General features: G+C 50.0%; 18 protein-coding genes and 1 other annotated feature. Of the genes, 7 read left to right on the plus strand and 11 right to left on the minus strand.

Translation table 11 applies throughout. The features are described from left to right. Nucleotides 1–16 precede the first annotated feature (16 nt). From V5J77_RS22515 to V5J77_RS22525, 3 genes are all read right to left on the minus strand, one after another. On the minus strand, nt 17–1,246 hold the full coding sequence (locus V5J77_RS22515) for a PLP-dependent aminotransferase family protein (RefSeq protein WP_338553077.1): 1,230 nt from the start codon (nt 1,244–1,246) through the stop codon (nt 17–19). Nucleotides 1,247–1,481: 235 nt separating this feature from the next. Continuing rightward, a complete protein-coding gene (locus V5J77_RS22520) occupies nt 1,482–2,645 on the minus strand; it encodes an iron-containing alcohol dehydrogenase (RefSeq protein WP_338553078.1) in 1,164 nt (387 codons plus the stop codon). A 123-nt stretch (nt 2,646–2,768) separates the two neighbouring features. Further along, nucleotides 2,769–3,662, minus strand: coding sequence for an EamA family transporter (locus V5J77_RS22525; RefSeq protein ID WP_338553080.1), 894 nt, complete (start codon nt 3,660–3,662; stop codon nt 2,769–2,771). A 400-nt stretch (nt 3,663–4,062) separates the two neighbouring features. On the opposite strand from V5J77_RS22525, the gene V5J77_RS22530 reads away from it, so the two are divergent. Together V5J77_RS22530 and argS are read left to right on the plus strand one after the other, a co-directional pair. Then, entirely contained in the window at nt 4,063–5,028 is a 966-nt protein-coding gene (locus V5J77_RS22530) for an L-lactate dehydrogenase (RefSeq protein WP_338553081.1), read from the plus strand. 58 nt (nt 5,029–5,086) lie between these two features. Then, nucleotides 5,087–5,324, plus strand: a binding site (T-box leader). Nucleotides 5,325–5,397: 73 nt separating this feature from the next. Continuing rightward, nucleotides 5,398–7,092 carry an arginine--tRNA ligase gene (gene argS, locus V5J77_RS22535; protein WP_338556998.1) on the plus strand — a complete coding sequence of 565 codons (1,695 nt, stop codon included), beginning with the start codon at nt 5,398–5,400 and terminating at the stop codon, nt 7,090–7,092. A 75-nt stretch (nt 7,093–7,167) separates the two neighbouring features. Here argS and V5J77_RS22540 read toward each other — a convergent pair whose 3' ends face one another. From V5J77_RS22540 to V5J77_RS22565, 6 genes are all read right to left on the minus strand, one after another. Continuing rightward, nucleotides 7,168–7,446, minus strand: a complete 279-nt coding sequence (locus V5J77_RS22540; RefSeq protein WP_338553082.1) for a hypothetical protein — start codon at nt 7,444–7,446, stop codon at nt 7,168–7,170. Between the two features lie 176 nt (nt 7,447–7,622). Continuing rightward, nucleotides 7,623–7,865, minus strand: a complete 243-nt coding sequence (locus V5J77_RS22545; protein WP_338553083.1) for a hypothetical protein — start codon at nt 7,863–7,865, stop codon at nt 7,623–7,625. Between the two features lie 72 nt (nt 7,866–7,937). Next, complete coding sequence (locus tag V5J77_RS22550) at nt 7,938–8,753, minus strand: hypothetical protein (RefSeq protein ID WP_338553084.1); 816 nt, start codon at nt 8,751–8,753, stop codon at nt 7,938–7,940. 63 nt (nt 8,754–8,816) lie between these two features. Continuing rightward, nucleotides 8,817–9,911 carry a hypothetical protein gene (locus V5J77_RS22555; protein ID WP_338553085.1) on the minus strand — a complete coding sequence of 365 codons (1,095 nt, stop codon included), beginning with the start codon at nt 9,909–9,911 and terminating at the stop codon, nt 8,817–8,819. A 102-nt stretch (nt 9,912–10,013) separates the two neighbouring features. Next, nucleotides 10,014–11,483: a HAMP domain-containing sensor histidine kinase gene (locus V5J77_RS22560; RefSeq protein WP_338553086.1), complete on the minus strand. Its 1,470-nt coding sequence runs from the start codon at nt 11,481–11,483 to the stop codon at nt 10,014–10,016. Continuing rightward, nucleotides 11,480–12,214, minus strand: a complete 735-nt coding sequence (locus tag V5J77_RS22565; protein ID WP_338557000.1) for a response regulator transcription factor — start codon at nt 12,212–12,214, stop codon at nt 11,480–11,482. Before V5J77_RS22565 ends, V5J77_RS22560 begins: the two co-directional genes overlap by 4 nt. A gap of 263 nt (nt 12,215–12,477) precedes the next feature. On the opposite strand from V5J77_RS22565, the gene V5J77_RS22570 reads away from it, so the two are divergent. The 3 genes from V5J77_RS22570 (at nt 12,478) to V5J77_RS22580 (ending at nt 15,731) form a co-directional block, all read left to right on the plus strand. Next, complete coding sequence (locus V5J77_RS22570) at nt 12,478–13,293, plus strand: SDR family NAD(P)-dependent oxidoreductase (protein ID WP_338553087.1); 816 nt, start codon at nt 12,478–12,480, stop codon at nt 13,291–13,293. A 40-nt stretch (nt 13,294–13,333) separates the two neighbouring features. Continuing rightward, nucleotides 13,334–15,079 (plus strand): alpha-glycosidase, encoded by a 1,746-nt coding sequence (locus V5J77_RS22575; RefSeq protein WP_338553088.1) that lies wholly within the window; start codon nt 13,334–13,336, stop codon nt 15,077–15,079. Between the two features lie 199 nt (nt 15,080–15,278). After that, nucleotides 15,279–15,731 carry a hypothetical protein gene (locus V5J77_RS22580; RefSeq protein WP_338553089.1) on the plus strand — a complete coding sequence of 151 codons (453 nt, stop codon included), beginning with the start codon at nt 15,279–15,281 and terminating at the stop codon, nt 15,729–15,731. Between the two features lie 362 nt (nt 15,732–16,093). Here the strand turns inward: V5J77_RS22580 and glgA are convergent, their stop codons facing one another. Continuing rightward, the gene (glgA, locus tag V5J77_RS22585; protein ID WP_338553090.1) at nt 16,094–17,524 is read right to left on the minus strand and encodes a glycogen synthase GlgA; all 1,431 of its coding nucleotides are present in this window, start codon (nt 17,522–17,524) and stop codon (nt 16,094–16,096) included. A 46-nt stretch (nt 17,525–17,570) separates the two neighbouring features. Then, entirely contained in the window at nt 17,571–19,487 is a 1,917-nt protein-coding gene (gene glgB, locus V5J77_RS22590) for a 1,4-alpha-glucan branching protein GlgB (protein ID WP_338553091.1), read from the minus strand. 161 nt (nt 19,488–19,648) lie between these two features. Here glgB and V5J77_RS22595 point away from each other — a divergent pair, with 161 nt between their 5' ends. Together V5J77_RS22595 and V5J77_RS22600 are read left to right on the plus strand one after the other, a co-directional pair. Then, nucleotides 19,649–20,908 (plus strand): glucose-1-phosphate adenylyltransferase, encoded by a 1,260-nt coding sequence (locus V5J77_RS22595; RefSeq protein WP_338553092.1) that lies wholly within the window; start codon nt 19,649–19,651, stop codon nt 20,906–20,908. A gap of 23 nt (nt 20,909–20,931) precedes the next feature. Further along, complete coding sequence (locus V5J77_RS22600) at nt 20,932–21,279, plus strand: hypothetical protein (protein WP_338553093.1); 348 nt, start codon at nt 20,932–20,934, stop codon at nt 21,277–21,279. Nucleotides 21,280–21,376 lie beyond the last annotated feature (97 nt).

A 21,376-nucleotide genomic window follows, 5' to 3' on the forward strand; every position in this document is an offset into this window, starting at 1 on the left:
GCCAGCTTATGCTGGCTTACGCTGGCGATTCGGACACCGATGGCTGTACGGTTTGGCTTTCCAAGGCCTCAAAATAAGCTTCCGCCAACGCCTTAATGCCGCGCTCGATCTGCTCTGCGGTGCAGAAGCTGAAGCACAACCGCAAATGATGCGAGCCTTGCCCGTCGGCAAAAAAAGCATTGCCTGCCACAAAGCTGACGCCCTTCGCCAGTGCACCTGGCGCAAACTGCCTCACGTCTACCTGTTTTTCAAACGTCACCCAGACGAAAAAGCCACCATCGGGTGCCTGCACCGCAATATGCTCCGCAAACTCCCTTTCGAGCGCTTGAATCATCGTATCGCGCTGCAGCCTATAGCGCTCGGTCAGCTTTTCAACCTGCTCATCGAATCCATAATGCTGCAGCAATTCGCCGACCACCTCTTGGGTAAAAGGATTGAGTTGGCTTCCCAGAGACAGCGTCGCCATATGCGAAATAACCTCCGGCGCGGCGATTGCCCAGCCGAGGCGCAGCCCAGGACCCAGCGTCTTCGAGAACGTACTAACGTAGATGACCTGCTCCGGTGCAAACGAATAAATCGCGGGAAGCGTATTGCCGCTAATGTTCAGCTCGGCATAAGCATCATCCTCAAGGATGATGAAATGGTAGGCCCTCGCCAGCTCCGCAAGCCTTTGCCTGCGCTCAAGCGACAGGCTGACGCCCGTCGGGTTATGATAATTCGGCATACAGTAAAGCAGCTTCGGTATCGGCTCATTGCGCTCAGCCGCCTGCCTTAAAGCCGTCTCCAGCAGCTCGACCTGAAGCCCCTGCTCATCAACAGGGATTGATCTGATGACAGCACCCGCTGCACGGAAAGCCTGCAGGCCATTAAAGAAGGTTGGCGCTTCTACCCAAGCCTCGTCTCCCGGGTTAAGCAAAATTCGCGCAGTCAGATCAATGCCTTGAATAGCGCCAAAGGTCGGAATAAAGTTTTCCTCCTCGGCATAAATGCCGAACTTGCGGGAGCGTGCCAGCACCCAATCCCTGACGCGGGCTGGCCCCTTCGCTCCCGAATAATGGAGCGCATCCGCCCTGTCCCATTTCAGCGCTTTCTCCGCCGCTGCTTGCAGCTCCTCAACCGGCAGCAAATCCGTTGCCGGAAAACCATAGGACAAATGAACATGCTGCGGGTCCGTCACCTTCGTTCCACCAATTGATCGTGCGGGCAAGTTGCGGGCAAAACGATAAGCTGCTGCTTGATCTCCCATATGAAAAAGCCTCCCCATATATCCGATTATTCCGATTATTTTATATAAATTTAACTTATCACTCCATATATGCAGCGGTCAACGGCAAGGATAATAGACATTTTCTATTTCATCATTGAAATTTCAAGCAATCGAGAGTAACTGAGTTTTTCACTGGCCCAAAAAAAAGCATTCAGGCGTGCTGCTTGCGCAGCAGCACCTGAATGCTTTACTAAAAAGAGCCTTGCAACCTGACTTACAGGCTCGCCGTCAAGATGCTCTTGACTGCTTCCTTGTCCAAGCTCTTGAAGGAGCCGATTGGGCCAAATACGGTCGCTTCCGCCGCCATTCGGTCGATATTCTCGCCGTTAATGCCCAGCTCGCCGAGTGTTGCAGGCGCGCCAATGCGTGTAAAGTAGGCTCGTGTCGCTTCAATACCTGCAAGCGCCACTTCCTCATCGGTTTTGCCGCTCGGATCAACGCCCCAAACTCTTACTGCGTATTGCACGAAGCGGTCGACACGCTCTTGATACACATGCTTCATCCAGTTCGGGAAGATGATCGCAAGCCCTGCGCCATGGGCGATATCATAAATCGCACTTACCTCATGCTCAATGCCATGCGACGCCCAGTCCGTCACAACGCCAAGCGGCAGCGTGCCGTTAAGCGCAAAGGTGCCGGCAAGCAGCAAGTTTGCTCTGGCTTCATAGTCAGAGCCATTTTCGATTGCTTTTTCACCGTTTTCAATAACGGTTTGCAAAATCGATTCAGCAAAGCGCTCCTGCAGCGGCGTATCGGTTGTCAGGGAGAAATATTGCTCAAACACATGAGACATAATATCGACGATGCCGTTTGCTGTCTGATCCTTCGGTACGGAGTACGTCAGTTTCGGATCAAGAATCGAAAACTTCGGATAGACATGCTTGCTGCCAAGACCGCGTTTTTGCTGGATTTCCCAGTTGGAAATAACCGCGTTGCCGTTCATTTCCGAGCCCGTAGCAGCAAGCGTCAGCACAGTACCGATAGGCAAGGCCTCTTGGATGACCGCTTTGCGAATTGTGAAATCCCATACGTCGCCATCGTACAGCGCCCCAGCTGCAATCGCCTTGGAAGCATCCAGTACGCTGCCGCCGCCAACGGCGAGCACAAATTCGATTTTTTCACTGCGGCAAATGTCAATGCCTTTATTAATTGTCGTCAGACGCGGATTAGGCTCCACGCCGGACAGTTCATGAACGGTTGCGCCAATGCTATTTAATTGGGAAATCACTTCGTCATAAAGCCCCGAACGCTTGATGCTTCCACCGCCATATACGAGCAAAACTTGCGTCCCATATGGCTTGACCAGCTCTCCAAGCTGCTGTACCTTCCCTGCTCCGAATACGAGCTTGGTAGGGTTGTACAATTCAAAATCTTTCATAGTCAGTGAAACCTCCCGATAATTAAAATAAGTGAACGATTGTATTATAACACTTTCACTGAGTTTTCTAAAGTTATAGACGTTTCGTACTTAACTCGCCTGTATTCTGCGCGCTGCACAGCTTCATGAACCATACAAACGCATAAGCAGGATGCCTGCGAACGCGGCACATATCCCGATCGTCTCCAATTTTGTGAAACGCTCCTTAACGACAAAGCGTGTATACAGCAGCACAATCAGTACATTAAGCGCCGTTACCGCCGACACCAGCCCCGCCTTCCCCACATCAAAAGCCGTCACAATAAACATCATACCGACCGCATTGGTAATACCGACCGCCATCCCGACGGAAAACGTGCGGCGGAAGCTCCAGCCCCGTTTGTTCACCAAGTCAGCTGAATGGCCTGCTGCCAGGGAGGCAAAGCGCAGCGAGCGCATATCGCGCAGCCACCACAGCCCAAAGCAGATCGAGCCGCTGCTGAACATGCAGACAAGCGTCGGAAACAACGGCGCATCCATTAGCGTCGACCATTTTCCCGACAGATCGTTTCCGGCAAACAGCAGCATCGCCAGCAGCCCCCATTGCGCTCCTTGCAAATTGCCACGGGTAATATCATTGGAATAACGCACCAGCAATATACCCGCGATAATGATAATAAAGGAGCTCAGCTGCGCCATATTCAGCGTCTCTCCCCATACCGCGAAGGCGACAACGACAACAATCGCCGAAGGCAGTGCGGTCAATATCGCAACAAGAGAGGCTTTGCCCACGGCAAAGCCCTTAAACATGCTTGCATTCGCCCCGAAAGAGAACAGCCCCATCTGCACCCCAATGAGCGATGACACGGTGAAAGCCTCCCCTGTTGCCAGCGTACAAGCTAGTGTAATCAGCGCTCCTGAGAAAAACACTCCACACAGCAGCGCATTGCGATTAAGCGCCTGCTGGCTCGTCCAATGATACAAAATCCCCCGCAGCCCAAAGCTCGTCGCCGCCAGCAAGGATAATAAAAGCCACATGAATGCCATTCCTCCATCTCTGTCTGCCCACACATACTTTCCCTATCATGACAGCTGAAGGTCAGATTGTAAATGCACGAAAATAAGCCGTTTATCTCTATTCAACCTTAGGTCTTCCGGCCTGCACATTGTGGACAATCCTCCCTGTTTATATGTGGATAAGTGTTATAGGAAGCGGAAAACACTTAACTTGAATACTGTTGATAATGTGTACAACTCTGTGGATATGTTGAAAAAGAGAGCCTTCATCGCCAATCGCTGGCAGATGGAAATGTGCATATTTTCACGTTTTTCTATGCATGTGACATAGACAAACATGGAATGAACATGGCCGTCACATGATGGGCTGGCTGCCGCATATAATAGCTTAAAGAGTTAACGGCAGAGGAGATGCTATAGGATGGCCAATAAAGCGCGCAAGGTCGCCATTGTTGGAGTTGGTCAGGTCGGTTCTAGCTGCGCCTATTCCTTAATTAACCAGTATATTTGCGATGAGCTGCTGCTCATTGACCGCACGTTTGATCGTGCTTACGCACAGGCGCTCGATTTATCGCACAGCATGGATTTTGTCCATGGTCGAACGAAGGTTGCTGCCGGGACGCTGGAGCAGTGCGGAGATATGGATGTGATTCTTTTATGTGCAGGAGCGTATCCAGTGGGCAGCGATGATCGACTGGATGTACTGCATACGGTGCGCGAGATTTATGAAACGATGATTCCTCGCATTATGAACAGCGGCTTCAACGGAATTTTTGTAGCGGCCGCCAATCCTGTGGATATTGTGACGTATGTCGTGTGGGAGCTGTCCGGCATGCCGCGCTGCCAAGTGATTGGCACCGGAACGTCGATTGATTCCTCACGGCTCAAAACGCTGCTTTGCGAGCATTTTCCCGTTGATGCCCGCAGCGTGCAGGGCTATGTGCTAGGGGAGCATGGCGAGTCACAGTTTCCCGCTTGGTCGCATGTGACGGTTGGCGGAAAGCCGCTGCTGCATATTTTAGCGCAGCATCCGGAGCGCTTTGCAAATGTGAAGCTTGGAGCGCTCGCTGAGCAGACCCGCAATGCCGGGTGGGAAATTTATACGCGCAAAGGCTCGACCAGCTTTGGCATCGGTAATGCGCTGGCGCATATTACCCGCTCCATTTTAAGCGACGAGCATCGCATTATTGCCGTGTCCGCCATATTAAACGGCGAATATGGCCAGCGGCATGTATGTGCCGGCGTACCTGCCATTATTGCCCGCTGCGGGGTTAAGGAAATCGTCGAGCTCAAGCTGACGACGCGGGAGCAGCGGCTGATGGAGCGCTCATGCACAATAATACGTCAGGCGATTGAGAGCCTATCTTTAGTAACCGAGAAAGAATAGCCTACATTTAAAAAAACGGATTGATTTTTCTAATCGTATTCGATATGATAGCTGTTAATTAACATCAAGGAACGGGAGAGTAACCTAAATAGGAGCCATTTCAAGCGAGCCGGAGCAGTGAAAGCCGGCAATGGACGGTTAGGTGAAGCGCACCCGGGAGATGGCGGCCTGAAGCGAGCAATCGCGCTAGGGACGTCCGGTTCAGCACCGTTACAACGGCGAGATGCCCTTCCTTTATTTTGTTCGGAGGCGGCAACAAGAGTGGTACCGCGGGGATAACAGGCCTCGTCTCTTAATTGTAGAGACGGGGTCTTTTTTGCGTGCTGCTCTGCTCTTGCCTGAACATGTATATTGGAGAGGAAGATGATGATGCTGTTAATGGACAAAATAGCGCTAGCTCTGGCGAATGTACTCGCTCTGCCCGAAGCAGAAATTCGGCCCTTACTGGAATATCCGCCCGATGAGAAGCTTGGCGACGCCGCTTTCCCCTGCTTTACATTAGCCCGCACGATGAAACAAAGCCCTGCTAACATCGCCGCACAGCTGGAGCCCCTCGTAATAGACGCGAGCTGGAGCGTTAAGGCTGCCGGCCCCTATTTGAATTTCAAATGGAATAGGGAGCTGACAGCGGCGCAGCTTATCGCAGATTGGCAAAGCGGAAGCCTCATGCACGCAGCCATTGGGAATGGCGAGCGCATCATTATCGACATGTCTTCGCCCAATATTGCGAAGCCGTTCGGCATTGGACATTTGCGCTCGACGATGATCGGCAATGCGCTGTACCACATTTTGCGCAAGGTTGGCTATGAGACGGTCAGCGTCAACCATCTCGGCGATTGGGGCACGCAATTCGGCAAGATGATTACCGCCTATCTCAAATGGGGCGACGAGCAGCAGCTTGCAGCCGATCCCATTAAAGGCTATTTGGAGCTGTATGTGCGTTTTCATGAGGAAGCGGAGAAGCACCCCGAGCTGGAGGATGAGGCGCGCGGCTGGTTCGCCAAGCTGGAAGCTGGCGATGCTGAAGCGATTCGCTGCTGGAGCCAGTTTATTGCCGACAGCCTGAAGGAGTTCAACAAGCTGTATGCCCGGCTCGGCGTGAGCTTTGACCATTTTCTCGGCGAAAGCTTCTATAACGATAAAATGGATGCCGTTGTGCAGCAGCTTCAAGAGCAACAGCTGCTGGAGGAAAGTGAAGGCGCACAGGTCGTCCGGCTGGATGAGCATGAGCTTCCGCCTTGTCTCATTCGCAAATCCGATGGCACCTCCATCTATGCGACAAGGGACCTCGCGACTGCGATATATCGCCATGATGAGATGAAAGGCAGCAAGCTGCTATATGTCGTCGGCTCGGAGCAATCGCTGCATTTTCGCCAGCTATTTCTCGTGCTTGAGAAAATGGGCTTTGCATGGGCAGCAGCCTGCAAGCATATTCCCTTCGGACTCATGAAGCTGGATGGGGAAAAAATGTCCACCCGCCGCGGCAAGGTCGTGTTTTTAGAAGAAGTACTGGATGAGGCGGTGCAGCGGGCTTTACAGAAAATAGAGGAAAAGAACCCTGCACTAGCAGGAAAGTCTGAGGTGGCCGAAGCCGTTGGCATTGGCGCCGTCGTATTCGGAGATCTCAAAAATACGAGAATGCTTGCGGTCGATTTTGTACTGGAGGATGTCCTTAATTTTGAAGGGGAAACGGGCCCTTACGTGCAATATGCTTACGCCAGAACGCAGCGGATATTGGCAAAAGCGGAAGGCAGCGACGTGACTGCTGCCCCTCAGTCCGCCGATTATGAGTATGTTACAGACGATTATGCCTGGCTGCTGATGAAGATGCTTTTGCGCTACACAGCCGCCCTAGGGGACGCTGCCAAGCGGCATGAGCCGTCTATTCTCGCCAGATATTTGATCCAGCTCGCGCAGGCGTTTAATCGTTTTTACCATCATGACAAGGTACTCGCTGGAGACGCTGGCGAACGGATCGTTAAGCTTAAGCTGGTGCAGATTGCTGCCGATGTGCTTAAGGAAGGCCTAGAGCTGCTCGGTTTGAAAACGCCGAAGGAAATATAAATAAAAATGCAAAAAAACAGGCATCCACCAGCCAGAGGCGGGGTGCCTGTTTTTGAAATCTTTTTCAAACAAGTATTAGCTATTCGTCGGCTCCGGAATAAGATCCTTCTCGATGATCTGCTGATTGAAATGAGCGATGTTCTTCTCAAAGCAATTGCAGTAGTAGTCTTTCCGGCACAATGGACAAGGTACGTTCAGCATCCGCGTAACGCCTGTTAATCTCCATACTGGCTTCTGGCTGTAGAACAAACGCGCCTTGGAACCTTCACTAAGTGTCATGATGTACTGATATAACCCTGAGGCAAGATCTTTGTCGGCTAAAATAACGTTCTTAATCTGCAGTTTCGAATTCAAGATTTTCACCCTTACTGTTCGTATTCAAGATTGTGTAATAATACCCTTTATAGCGCGTTAAGTCAATATTTCTGCGGCCAAGACCATCGTTTGGGTATAAAAATCTTCATGCGAAAGTAAGGAAATCCCGATTCGATGTATTCATTTTTAAAACGCGACATGTTTGGTTTATGCTCTTACACTTTTTTTCTCAAAGCAAAGATAAATACCAGATAGGCTATGATTAGAGCAAGATTGAACAGGGGGAGAATCATTTTCCAAAGCTCATTCGGAGCCATTACAAACATTAGAAGTCCCCCTGTAAATAACAAATAGATGTTTTGCATTCTTCTTCTTGGTGTTCTTCCAGCCCTCACAATACTGAAAATGACCCATAATGTAATCAGCACATAAGCGATTAAAGCAATTAAATTAAGCATGAATTCACCGCCTAGTATTAAAAGAAATAATACATCTCATTTTCTAAAGGTTACGTTTCACACAAAGTTATATTATAGCTTTCCTATATAACTATACGCATTACCTAAATATGACTTTGCACTACTCCATTGATTAACAACATTCCCTGCAAGCAATGCTGCTACTCCTCCACCGACAATGATAGCTCCAATTGTACTCCATGATAATGCCGCTATTGTTCCCCCTACTTCTATCCATAAACTCATTAAAGCAGTATCAAACGTGCTGAATTGCATAGCGAACAAATCAACCCCATTTTTCGCGGTAGCAAACCATTGATTAGAAGCTGTAGCCTGCTTCTGAATATTGCTTCCTTCAGGATCAGGTTTTGCATGATCACCTACCCAATTATAATTCATGCTTTCATAGCAGGCAAAAGTATAGCTAGTCATTGAATTATTACTGTAATAATGACACACGGATGGTATACCCGCTTTATCAATGGCCCTCAGTCCCATGCTAGGCTCTTTATCATTCATTAGTTCCCCGTTTACATAAACCTTATAGTCATAAGTAGCAAATATCGTATTTACCGTTAGAGTGTCCGTAAATATCTCAGTATAATTTTTGTTATTCTCATATTCAGGATTAAGATTGAATTTCTTTGACTCTGTAATAACATTCTTTACACCTTGTGAGCCTTCGCTCCTTTCTATAGTCGTAACAGTGGTGACAGATCCTAAAATTTCTCCTTCGATTGTCTTAAATTCTGTTTCATCCGATATCACATGTATATTTGAATTCTCTGCAAATACGACTGAAACAGCATTTGAAAAAACCAACGTCATAATCAACAAAAAACTTATAAACTTTTTACTCAAAATCCATTCACTTCCTTTTATTACCAATCATACTTCCCTCCGAATTTTAATCCAATAAGACAAAAGAACTATATTGATTTCATTGAATTTCTATTTCAAAGTAATCACAAACGTAACAAAACCATTCTGCTCCTGTGAATAAGTCGCGGCGACGATTTTTTTGCCGGAAGGGCTCCAGCCGAGATCGTCGGATAAATACGGGACATCGAGCTTAATCGGCACCGTATCGCCGCTGATGGCATCCGCCACAAACACGCCGTTGTCGCCGCCACTCCCTTCCGATGTCAGGCTGTAGGCCAGCTTCTTGCCATCTGGCGACCAGCTTGTGCCGAATACCTGTGTCGCGCTGCCGAGCTCAATCGGCTCATTGCCCTTTGCATCGGTAAGCATCAGCGTCCGCGTCGTGTTCGTGGTGCGCTTCACCAAAGCGAGCTGCTTGCGCTCTGGCGATGGAATGACCCAGACGACGTCCGTGACCAGCTTCTCTCCCTGCTTGCTGCCATCAGGTAGAAAATACAGCACTTCATTCACAACATAATAAATGCCGCCCTCTCCGGGCATCGCCGTAAAAATCCTCTGCTCGCTATCATATATCGTCTCTAATGCTCCATCTACGCCCGCCTTGATCACTTTGCCCTCAATTGTCATAAACATAACATGCGTAGCATCCATCCACATGCCCGTGCTCGTATCCATCACATCTGAGCCTAGCTCTACCGACTCTCTCGTCTCCACATTCATAATATAGCCGTGGGCACTCTCCTCGTTATTCAGCTTATAAAATAAATATTTTCCATCTGGCGACGGCTTCGCAAAGCCCTGATGAGCGGGCTGCTCATGCAAGGCTTCGTCCTGCTTCGTCACCAGATTATACACATATAAATTATTGGGAAACATCATCTCTCCCTCAGAAGCTATTTTCTGCTCCTTCTCATTGCGCTTGACGGTGATCAGCTGTTCCTCGGTCATAAAGCTAATACCCCGCGTTTTATCCACTTGGGCAATTTGACTGACAGCTACCTTCGTATCGGTCGATTGATCCGGCTCGACGACGGTAATCGTTTTATCCGGCTTTTGTATCGTTTCGCGTGCTGGCGCATTACCTTTACTACAGCCCGCAAGCAGCAGCGCCACTAAGCAAGCAGCCACACCTGTATTAATCCATTTAAAATGGCTTTGCTTCATTTCCTATTTCCCCTCTCCCTAATGGCTATCGGCTAATTATAATCAGCGCATGTTTCCGCCTCGTCTCCAGCTTGTTTCGGGTCTGTAAACCTTTTACCATCATTAACCGTTATATAGAGGAAAAAAGACCTTGAACGTCGTTCCCTCCTCGCTCGACCTAACCAGCACAAGCTCACCCTGCTGCGCCTCTGCCAGCTGCTTAACGAGCGATAGGCCGAGCCCCGTTCCTCCCGAAATACGGGAACGATCGCGGTTGACCGTATAGAAGGGCTCAAAAATTTTGTCATGAGCCTCCGCCGGGATGCCGATGCCCGTATCCCGCACCACCACATTAGCCCGATTTCCGTCCACATGCAGCGCGACCACAATTTGCCCACCAGGGCGATTATATTTAATCGCATTATCAATTAAGTTGATGAATATTTGCATCAGGCTCTCCCGATCTGCCCAAATAAGAGCAGGCTCCAGCTGCGTGTGCAGCATCAAATCAAATTTTGCCGCCTTGCCCTGCATGCGCGTGCACAAATCTAGCAGCAGCTCATCGAGCTTCAGCACCTCTGCCTGCTGCTCAAATTCATATTTTTCCAGCGCCGCCAAATGCAGCACCTTCTCAACCAAATCGTACAGCCGCCCGGATTCCTTGCCCATGCTTTGAATGGCCTCATCAATGAGCCTCGGATCATCCCGGTACATATCCAGCAAATCCACATAAGCTCGAATCGACGTGAGCGGCGTCTTGAACTCATGGCTAATATTTCCAATAAATTGCTTCTGCTGCTGCTCCAATTGCTGGAGCTTCAGGATGGCGAGCGTAAGCTTGCGCTGCTCCTCCTTCATCTCCTCAATATGCCGTTCAATGGCGCTGCTCATAAAAAAAATATCCTGGCTTAAGTCGCCCAGCTCATCGCGCCTTCGTACGGGAATTTGCTGCAAGTACCGCCCTTCGCGAATGCTGCCTGCCGCACTTCTCAGCCGAGAAATGACAGCGGCTAGCCTATAAAAGTACCCGTAGCCCATGGCCGCCCCTGCCACCACGGCAATAATGCCCGCGGTTTGAAACAGCTCGCGGATTGTCTGGGCGAACTGATGGTCATTTTTCAACGAATAATGAAAGCTGACCACACCGAGCAACCCGTCCTCACCCTGCAAAGGTGCAAAATAGATCAAGGAATCTCCCGCCGTTTGATAGGCGATTTTGCCGTTAAGGGCGTATTGCAGCGTATCAGACAAATTTGTTCCTTTTTCTCCGCCAATGGGAATGGAGCTGCCAGCTTCTTCGCCCTGCGTGTCATAGAGCGTCGTCTGCATGCCGCTGATCATAGAAATATAGAGAGCGAGCCGCTGCCCTCTTAAGGGCATGAAGGCTTCGCGCGCAAGCCGCGGCTCGCTAGTAGCGAAGCTTTGGCGAACGTATTGTGCCGCTACCTCGCTCTGCTTGGCCAGCAGCTTCTCGGTTCGCTCCTGCTGATCGCGCTCGATTCCGCTTTGCACCATCATGCTCAGTACGCTCACGGTGAGCGCCAGCAGCACAACCAGCACAATGCTCATCCGCAGCTTCAAGCTGATTCTCATGACGGCTCACCGGATGGTCCCGGCTTATTCGCGTTCATCGACGCGCCTGCCCTTGAAGCTTTGTAGCCGATGCCATAGACGGTCTGGAGCAGCGTCTGGCTTGAATCGCCAAGCTTTTTGCGCAGCCGCTGGATATGAATGTCTACCGTGCGCGTCCCGCCCGCGTATTCCATATCCCAGACCAGATCAAGCAGCTCCTCACGGGTATACACCCGTTCGGGATGTGATAGCAGCAGCGCTGCGAGATCGAATTCCTTCGGCGTCAGCTCAAGCGCAGCACCGCCTGCTGTAATGAGCCGCTGCTGCATATGCAAGCGAATGCTGCCCAGCTCATACACATCTGGCTCCTCCTCGCGTCCAGCCAGCTTCTGGGTACGGCGCATCAGCGCCTTCGCTCTTGCGACAAGCTCGCGCAAATCAAACGGCTTCGTCATATAATCGTCGGCTCCCAGCTCAAGCCCCAGCACCTTGTCGACGATATCATTTTTGACCGTGAGCAAAATAATGCCGACGCCATGACGATTTTCCAGCTTCCGGCATACTTCATAGCCGTTCATGCGCGGCATCATAACGTCCAAAATAATAACATGCGGCTGGAAAACAGCGACCTTCTCCAGCGCCTCTTCCCCATCTCCAGCCGTCTCAACCAGATACCCCTCGCGTCTGAACGCGTATGCAACGGCGCTGACGATACTCGCTTCATCGTCTACGACCAATATTTTTTTATCCAGCATTTGACCTGTCATGCGTCACCGCTCCCCCCGCGCCTGTCTAACCCATATTACCCTTTAACATAAAGCATAATGCAGCTATACATCGCCAATATATCGAACTTGTTTCCAACTTGTAAACAACGCAGCTTCACGCGCTTAAAATAATGAAATAGTTGGGTTTAACAAATGGGTTTAGGGTAAGACCATTTAGCTCATCTTAACAGAATACGGATTTGCAGGGTTTGTCCCTGAACTTCATTATACATTTCGGGAGGGTTTCGATGATGGCGAATGAACAAACGAAGACAGGCAGCGGCAGACTGGCAGGCAAGGCTGCCCTTATTACCGGAGCCGGCTCCGGTATCGGCCGTGCCGCGGCACTGCTGTTCGCCAAGGAAGGCGCCAGTCTGGCACTGCTTGATGTGAATAAGGACGGGCTCACCGCAGTCAAGCAGGAGGCAGAAGCTTACGGCAGCACCTGTGCAACAGCCGTGACTGATATTTCAAGCGAGGAAGCGATCGAAGCGGCATACAAGGTCGCACTAGACAAGCTGGGCCAGCTCGACATCGTTTATGCCAATGCCGGCATTAATGGCTCCATGGCTCCCATTGAGCTAATGAAGCTGGAGGATTGGAGCAAGACGATCAACATTAACTTGAACGGCACATTTTTGACCGTGAAGCATGCTATTCCGGCGCTCAAGGAAAAGGGCGGCAGCATTTTGATTACGAGCTCCATTAATGGCAACCGCGTCTTCTCGAATATTGGATTCAGCGCATACAGCAGTACCAAGGCAGCACAGGTCGCATTCACGCAGATGGCGGCGCTGGAGCTGGCCAATTACCGCATTCGCGTTAATGCCATTTGTCCCGGCTCGATTAAGACGAATATTGATAAAAGCACGAAACGCTCGCCTTATTTGGAGGACGTACAAATTCCGGTCAACTTTCCTGAAGGCGATCAGCCGCTGGAGAAAGGCCCCGGCTCGCCCGAGCAGGTCGCCCAGCTTGCGCTGTTCCTCGGATCGGATGACTCGCATCATATTACAGGCACAACGGTTTACATTGACGGAGCAGAATCCTTGCTCCACGGCTAGTTTGGCCAACCGCTTGATAGGAGAGGAGAAACGACTATTTATGCTAAGAGAAGCCATTCACCATACCCCAAGCCACAAGTGGGCCTACGCCTATGATCTAAGCACATATCACATTCGGCTGCGCACGCGAAAAAATGATGTGGAGGACGTCGTCATGGTCGCCGGAGACAAATACGACTGGAACGGCAACCTTCAAGAAATTGTTATGGAAAAAATCGCCTCCGATCAGCTGTTTGATTATTGGGAGGGCGTTATCATTCCGAAATACAAACGCTTCTCCTACGGCTTCCGCCTGCATGCTGGCACCGAAACCATGTGGAAAATCGAGACCGGATTTTATGCGCAGCAGCCGACGCCTCCGGGCGGCTATTTTGAGGTGCCCTACATTCATGAGATCGACTTATTCGACGCGCCAGACTGGGCGAAAAATGCGGTGTTTTATCAAATCATGGTGGACCGCTTCAATAACGGCAACAAGGAGAACGACCATGATTATGTCAGGCCATGGGGTGAAACGCCAGATATTCATTCACATTTTGGCGGCGACATGCAGGGGATATTAGATAAGCTGGATTACATTAGCGATCTGGGCGTAAATGCCATTTATTTGACGCCATTATTCACCTCGCCCTCCAACCATAAATATGATACGGTCGATTATCATACGATTGATCCGCAGTTTGGCGATCTTGAGCTGCTTAAGAAGCTGGTTAACGCGTGCCATAAGCGCAGCATTCGCGTTGTGCTCGATGCGGTGTTCAATCATGTAAGCGAGCAGTTCCCCCATTTTCAGGATGTGCTGCAACACGGAGAAAAGTCCAAATACAAGGACTGGTTCCATCTGAATCATTTTCCGGTAGCTGTTCAGGATGGCAAGGCGAACTATGATACGTTCGGCTTTTATGGCAACATGCCCAAGCTTAACACCGCCAATCCTGAAGTGAAAAAATATTTGCTCGACGTCGCTGTTCACTGGATCCGCGAGGCGGACATTGACGGCTGGCGGCTCGATGTCGCCGACGAAATCGACCATCATTTCTGGCGGGAGTTTCGCGGCGCAGTCAAGGCCGTGAAGCACGACACCTACATTATCGGCGAGGTGTGGGGAGATGCGCTGCGCTGGCTGCAAGGCGACCAATTCGATTCGTCGATGAACTATCCCTTTACGAACAGCGTGCTTGATTTTTTCTCAAGCAGCGGCAGACATGCAGCGGATTTTGCCGAGGAGGTCAACCGGCTGCTCATTCGTTATCCGCAGCAGACGAACGAAGCGCTGCTCAACCTGCTGTCGAGCCATGATATTCCGCGCTCCTTGACCAGAATGGGCGGCGATAAACGGCGGGCGAAGCTGGCAGCCGTGTTTATGATGACGTCGATGGGCGTACCTTGCATTTTCTATGGCGATGAGGTTGGTCTGCAAGGCGGCAGCGACCCGGATTGCCGCAAATGCATGGAGTGGGACGAGGCCAAGCAGGATCGGGATTTGCATGATTTTTATCGAATCATCATTTCGCTCCGCAAAAAGCATGAGGCGCTGCGCTGCGGCCGCTTCCGCTTCTTGCAGGCGAGCAGCGATAACGGCACCTTCGTCTATGAACGGATGAACAATAAGCAGCATTTCACGATTTGGATGAACAATACAGAGGAGGATGTATTTCTCGCCCACCCGATGCTGGCTGGCGGTTGGCGTGATGCTCTTACTGAGGAGGAAGTGGCAACATTCGAGAACCAGCTTCGCATTGAGCTTGAGCCGATGGGCTACCGAATCCTGTACCGTGATATTTAGCTGGAGCTAATAAGGAGTGACATGCTTCTCAAATTTGAGAGCGTGTCACTCCTTATTTATTTTATTTGGACTATATGAATATATGAATATATCAATATTTTAATACGCAACACATTTGACTAAAAATAGTTTATATGGTATTTTTTAGGCAAGGATGCTGGCCGGCTCTGAATAGATACTTTCCTTCAAGGAGGTAGTTATGTTAAAAAAGTTTCTAAAGACATCACTATTAACTATTGCCCTCACGCTAACTGTTTCATCTGCCGTTTCCGCAATGCCAATTGACCAAGACATTACGGAGCCTAATAACAATACCCCTCTTACAACCTATCAGTACTCACAGAACGTTTTTACATCTTGGATTCAATCCTCAACTGATGCAGACTTCTGGAATTTTATATCGCCTAAAACCGGTCTTCAGGAGATTTGGCTGCTGCCTCCTGCCGGAACTACGTATTTATTTGCCGTTTATGATTACCCGGGCGGAACACCTTTAGCATTTACTTATGCAAATTCAGCCAACGGAATTTCATCTTTATATGTTAATTTACAAACAGGTAAAAAGTATACTGTACTTGTAATGTCTCTGAATGGAACTTATGACGAAAATAACCCTTATTATATTGGTCACCCATTGCTGTTCCCTTTCTAAACCGCTGATTTAAGCAAAAACAAGCCAATGCCTTCATAAAGTATAACCTTTGTAAAGGACATTTTGAGAAAAACGAGGCAAGTTGTTAAAGCTGCTGTCTGTAATTCACAGGCGGCAGCTTTTTTAATTGGTATTGCCTGTTCAGTTCGATTTCCATATAAACAAAATACCCTATGAGATGGGCTTTTTCGAAGCGTCCAGCTTATAGGGTATTATCAGGATTTACTGACGGCCTTTCCATTTCTGCTTAAGCTTAATCGTTAAAGGATAATTCGTCTCATAGTCAAAATCATCTGCGGCAATAGCCGGATTTTCATCATAGCCCGATCCGTAAAACAAGAGCTCATACTGATCGCGCCAACTTATTGACTCAGCTCTTCATAAAGGGTCATGTATTGCTTGGCCGACGCTCCCCAGCTGTAATCGCCGGCAAAGGCGGCTTTCGTCAGCTTGCTTCGATGAGAATCATTCCACCAAATATGAATGGCATAGCGAATCGTATTCAGCATATCTCGACTATTATAATTGGCGAAGGAGAAGCCGTTGCCTTCTCCCGTCCATTCATTGTAGCTGTGAACGGTGTCCTTCAGCCCGCCAACCTCGCGAACGATAGGCAAGCTGCCGTAACGCAGCGCCAGAAGCTGGCTGATACCGCATGGCTCGAATAGCGACGGCATGAGGAACATATCGGATGCGGCATATATACGGCGAGCTACGCCATCATCAAAGCCGATCCATGAAACCATTTTGTTAGGATAACGATGCTGAGCGGCGCGGAAAGCGTGCTCAAGCTCGGGCTCACCTGTGCCAAGCAGCACGAGCTGAATATCCTCTGTTTGCAGCAGCTCGTCCAGCACCTCCAGCACAAGCGGCAGCCCTTTCTGATCCACAAGCCTGCCGACCATGCCGATGAGGGGAATCGCATCGTTGATCGGCAGTCCAAGCTCCTGTTGGAGTGCCGTTTTGTTTTGCTTTTTCAGCTTGAGGCTGTCCTTGTATGGGAATGGAATGCACGGATCGGTCTCCGGGTTATAGCTGCGCGCATCAATGCCGTTAACAATACCAAGGAGCCGCTCGCCTTTCGCTCGCAGCGTGCCATCCATGCCGTAGCCAAATTCAGCTGTGCGGATTTCATTGGCATAGGTCGGGCTAACTGTCGTTACCCGGTCAGCAAGCTGAATGCCCGCCTTCATAAAGCTAACCAAGCCATGATATTCGACTCCGTCCGGTGTGAACATCTCATTTTGCAGGCCCAGCCAATCGCCCAGCGCATGATGAGAATAGTTGCCCTGGTATTGCAAATTATGAATGGTGAATACTGTCTTCACGCGAGAATATTCCGGCCGATGCCAATAATGATGCTTGAGCAAAGCAGGAATCATGCCCGTATGCCAATCATGGCAATGCAGCACATCCGGGATGAAGCCCATCACTGGCAGCGCATCTAGCACCGCCCGGCAGAAAAAAGCATAGCGCTCGCCGTCATCCCCATAGCCATAAGCCGAGCCTCTACGGAAATAATGCTCATTGTCGATAAAATAATAAACGACGCCTTCATGGACAAGCTCCTTAATGCCGCAGTATACATGGCGCCAGCCTACCGATACATAGATGAATCCAAGCTCCTTCATCTGTGCCCGATATACGTCCTTCACCGACGCGTAAAGCGGCATAATGACTCGCACATCCGCGCCCTTCTCATTCAATGCTTCCGGCAGAGAGCCTGCTACATCAGCAAGGCCGCCCGTCTTCATAAATGGCACGCATTCCGCTGCCGCAAACAATACGTTCATGCTTTTCATCCCCTGCTCTTTGGATTCGTAATGCTGCAATGCCGCTCTAACGGGAACGCTTCACCTTTACCCGCCGCAAAATGAGGATAGATAACGGCGGCAGCGGCAACTCTACGCTGTTTTTCTTATCATGCCAGTTGATACGCTGGGATGCAATAGATCCACCCTCCCGCAGCAGCTCCGCTTGATAGCCCGACCCGCCATATGCAGGCTCGTCACTGTTCAGCACGATCTCATATTCGCCTGCGCTTGGTACGCCAATACGATAAACGGGATGGGCGTAATCGGTAAAATTGCACAGCATGATAAGCGCTTCACCCTTGTGGCTTGCTAATCTGCGATAAGAAAGGACGCTTTGCAGGTGATCCTCGTGCTCAATCCATTCGAAGCCCTTGTAATCATGGTCCAGCTTCCATAGCGCTTTCTCCTGAGCATACAGCTGATTCAGCCTGCGAGTATAAGCCTGCATCCGCCAATGAGGCTCATAATCCAGCAGCAGCCAGTCAAGCTCCGCATCGTCCTTCCACTCGATGAACTGGGCAAATTCGCCGCCCATGAACAGCAGCTTTTTGCCCGGATGAGTCATCATATAACCGTAGAACAGCCGTAGTCCGGCGAATTTTTGCTCGTAGCTGCCGGGCATTTTGTTCAGCAGCGATTTTTTCCCATGCACGACCTCATCATGAGACAGCGGCAACGCATGATTGTCCTGCCATGCATACCAGATCGGAAAGGTCAGCAAATTATGGTGATTTTTCCGTTCGAAGAAATGCTGCTTCGCATAGCTTAGCGTGTCATTCATCCAGCCCATGTTCCACTTATAGTTAAAACCAAGCCCGCCTTCATCAACCGCCTTCGTAACGCCGGGATAAGCATGCGATTCCTCGGCCATCATAAGGGCATGCGGGTAATATTGAAAAACGGTCTTATTCAGCTGGCGCAAAAAAGCGATGCCTTCCAGATGCTCCTTGCCGCCGAATGCATTCGGACGCCACTGGCCTGGCTTTTTATCAAAATCATGATACAAAATGCTGGTAACCGCATCCACGCGCAAGCCATCAATATGAAACAGGTCGAACCAAAACAATGCATTTGAAATTAAAAAACTGCAAACCTCCGGCTTTCCGTAATCAAAGGCGAGCGTTCCCCAGCCGGGCTTCTCGGCAATGAGCGGGTCCTCATTTTCAAACAAAGCCGAGCCGTCAAAGCGGCGTAAGCCATGCGCATCCTTGGCAAAATGCCCTGGCACCCAGTCGAGAATGACACCAATTCCCCTTTGATGGCACTGATCTACCAGCTTCATTAATTGCTGTGGTTCACCGTAGCGACTAGTTGCGGCATAATAGCCAGTTGGCTGGTAGCCCCATGATTTATCGTATGGATGCTCGGTTAACGGCAGCAGCTCCAGATGGGTGTAGCCCATGTCCGCTACATAATCGACCAATTGATCAGCCAGCTCGCTATAGGAAAGCAGCGTATCATCCTTATGCCTGCGCCAGCTGCCAAGATGCACCTCGTAAATGTTCATTGGACGGGCATACGGTGTTTTTTTTCCGCGCATCCACGCCTCATCCTGCCATGCATAGCCGCCGAGCGACCAGACGCGGGATGCCGTTTGCGGCCTTACCTCGGCATATACCGCATAAGGATCGGCTTTGAGCAGCCTCTCACCATTTTGGGTAACAATTTCATATTTATACAAAGCGCCCTTCGGCATATTCGGGAAGAAGCCCGTCCAGATGCCGGACCTGTTAAGCCGGGTTAGCGGCTCATTGCCGCCGTGCCACCCGTTAAAATCCGTCGCCAGACGAACCTCCCGCGCTTCCGGTGCCCAGACGTTAAAGCGAGTGCCTTCGATTCCATGCTCGATTGCTTGATGAGCGCCCATTTTGCGGTAGCTATGAGCCCATGTTCCTTCATGAAACAGAAAAATTTCTTCTTCGGACAATGTGGAGATTTCCATCCATTTCACCCGCTTTATGTTCGCAATGAACGTATAGTAAAGCACACGAAAGCTAATATTAATCTTAAAATTGGTTTGACTCCATCGTTTCAAGCGCCCTTCAGTCGTTTAAAAAAACCTTACAACAACCCGTCTCGGACGGCCTGGAGGGAAAAAGCCTAATGCATAATACCGATTGTATCGCTATGCTGCTAGCTGGAGGACAAGGAAGTCGTTTAGCGCCGTTTACAGGTCAAATGGCCAAGCCCGTCATATCTTTTGGCGATCGCTTCCGCATGATTGATTTCCCATTAAGCAATTGCATTAATTCAGGCATTCGCACCATTGGCGTGCTCACTCAATATTGCTCCGATTCGGTTCACGACCACATTATGGATGGAGAAGCCTGGCTTCGCTCAACCGCGACGAAGCATTCTGGTGAAATTACGATGCTGCCAGCTACTCGTGTATCAAGCTCAGGCTGCTATACGGGAACGGCCGATGCGATTGCGCGCAATGTTGCTTATGTGGACGAGCATCATCCGGAGCATGTGCTTGTTTTATCAGGCGACCACATTTACCAGATGGATTATCGCCCCATGCTGGAATTTCACAAGGCAAGCAAGGCAATGGCCACCATTGCCGTCAAGCAGGTTCCATGGCGTGAGGCTCATCGCTTCGGCATTATGCATACGGATGAGCAGTCACGCATTGTGAAGTTTGAAGAGAAGCCGGCAGCCCCGGAAAGCAATCTGGCTTCTATGGGCATCTATTTATTCCGCTGGCAAGATTTGAGAAGCATGCTGCTGGAGGACGCTGCAAACCCTCAATCAAGCCATGACTTTGGCAAAGATATTATTCCCGCCATTTTGGCCGCAGAGGAAAGCTTGAACGCTTATCCATATGAGGGCTACTGGCGTGATGTCGGCACCGTAGAAAGCCTTTGGGAAGCGCACATGGAGCTGCTTGACGGCGAGATGAATCTAACTACAGAAGCTTGGCCTCTTAGGTCCAAAGAGGTTCATCCCGTACGAGCACCCTATGTCAGCCCGCAAGCCGTGCTGAGCAACAGCATTGCCCACCCTGGCTGCACCATCGAAGGCCGGATTTCACGCTCGGTGCTGGGCGCAGGAGTCAGCATTGGAAAAGGCAGCGGCATCGCCGAAAGCATCATCATGCCCGGTGCAAAAATTGGGCGCAATGTTAGGATTCATCGAGCCATTATTGGCGAAAACGCCGTTATTCATGACGGCGCAATCATCGGGGAGAGCAATCACGGAGACATAGCCGTGGTTGCCCCCGGCGAAGCCATTGTGGCTCAGCTAATAAATAGCAGCAGCAGATTGAAGGCGCTTGAACAATTAGAGCAGTATGAAAATTCTGCGACAGAGCTTATTGGTACTGGAGAAAAACGATTCAGCAATAGCGTCATGCACTATTAATGTTTGTGTTGTGAGTGGTTGTCTTGCAGCATGGCAGCTCGAACGCTGCTGTATCCCATTACTTTCGACAAGATGCACGCGTTACCCTGCTTGCCAAAGCAGCAAAATATTTAGCGGCTTCACAAGGTGAAACGGTTGTCGTTCTCTTGTTCTCTTCTGGCCGCGCAGCGCATTCCTTCCCAAAAATACCCCTCGACCCACGAAGCAAGGCGGGCCGAGGGGTATTTGAGGTTGTTAATGATTGTTTTCCTTATTTGGCTAGACTAAAGGAAATTACTATCGGGCTACAGGGAGAAAATACTTCTTCTGGTGCAGCACTGGTCGTCTATAAGACATCGTCATCTGCTAACTCATCCGCTTGGCGTTCGTAATCTTCTAAATTAGCTGGGATCTTTAATCTTGCTTTATCACCGTCAAGGATTAGTAAGCAACCAGCGATCCCTAGTTAATATGCGGTATAAAACCTGC

The sequence above is a fragment of the Paenibacillus sp. KS-LC4 genome (assembly GCF_036894955.1).
Lineage (GTDB): Bacteria > Bacillota > Bacilli > Paenibacillales > Paenibacillaceae > Pristimantibacillus.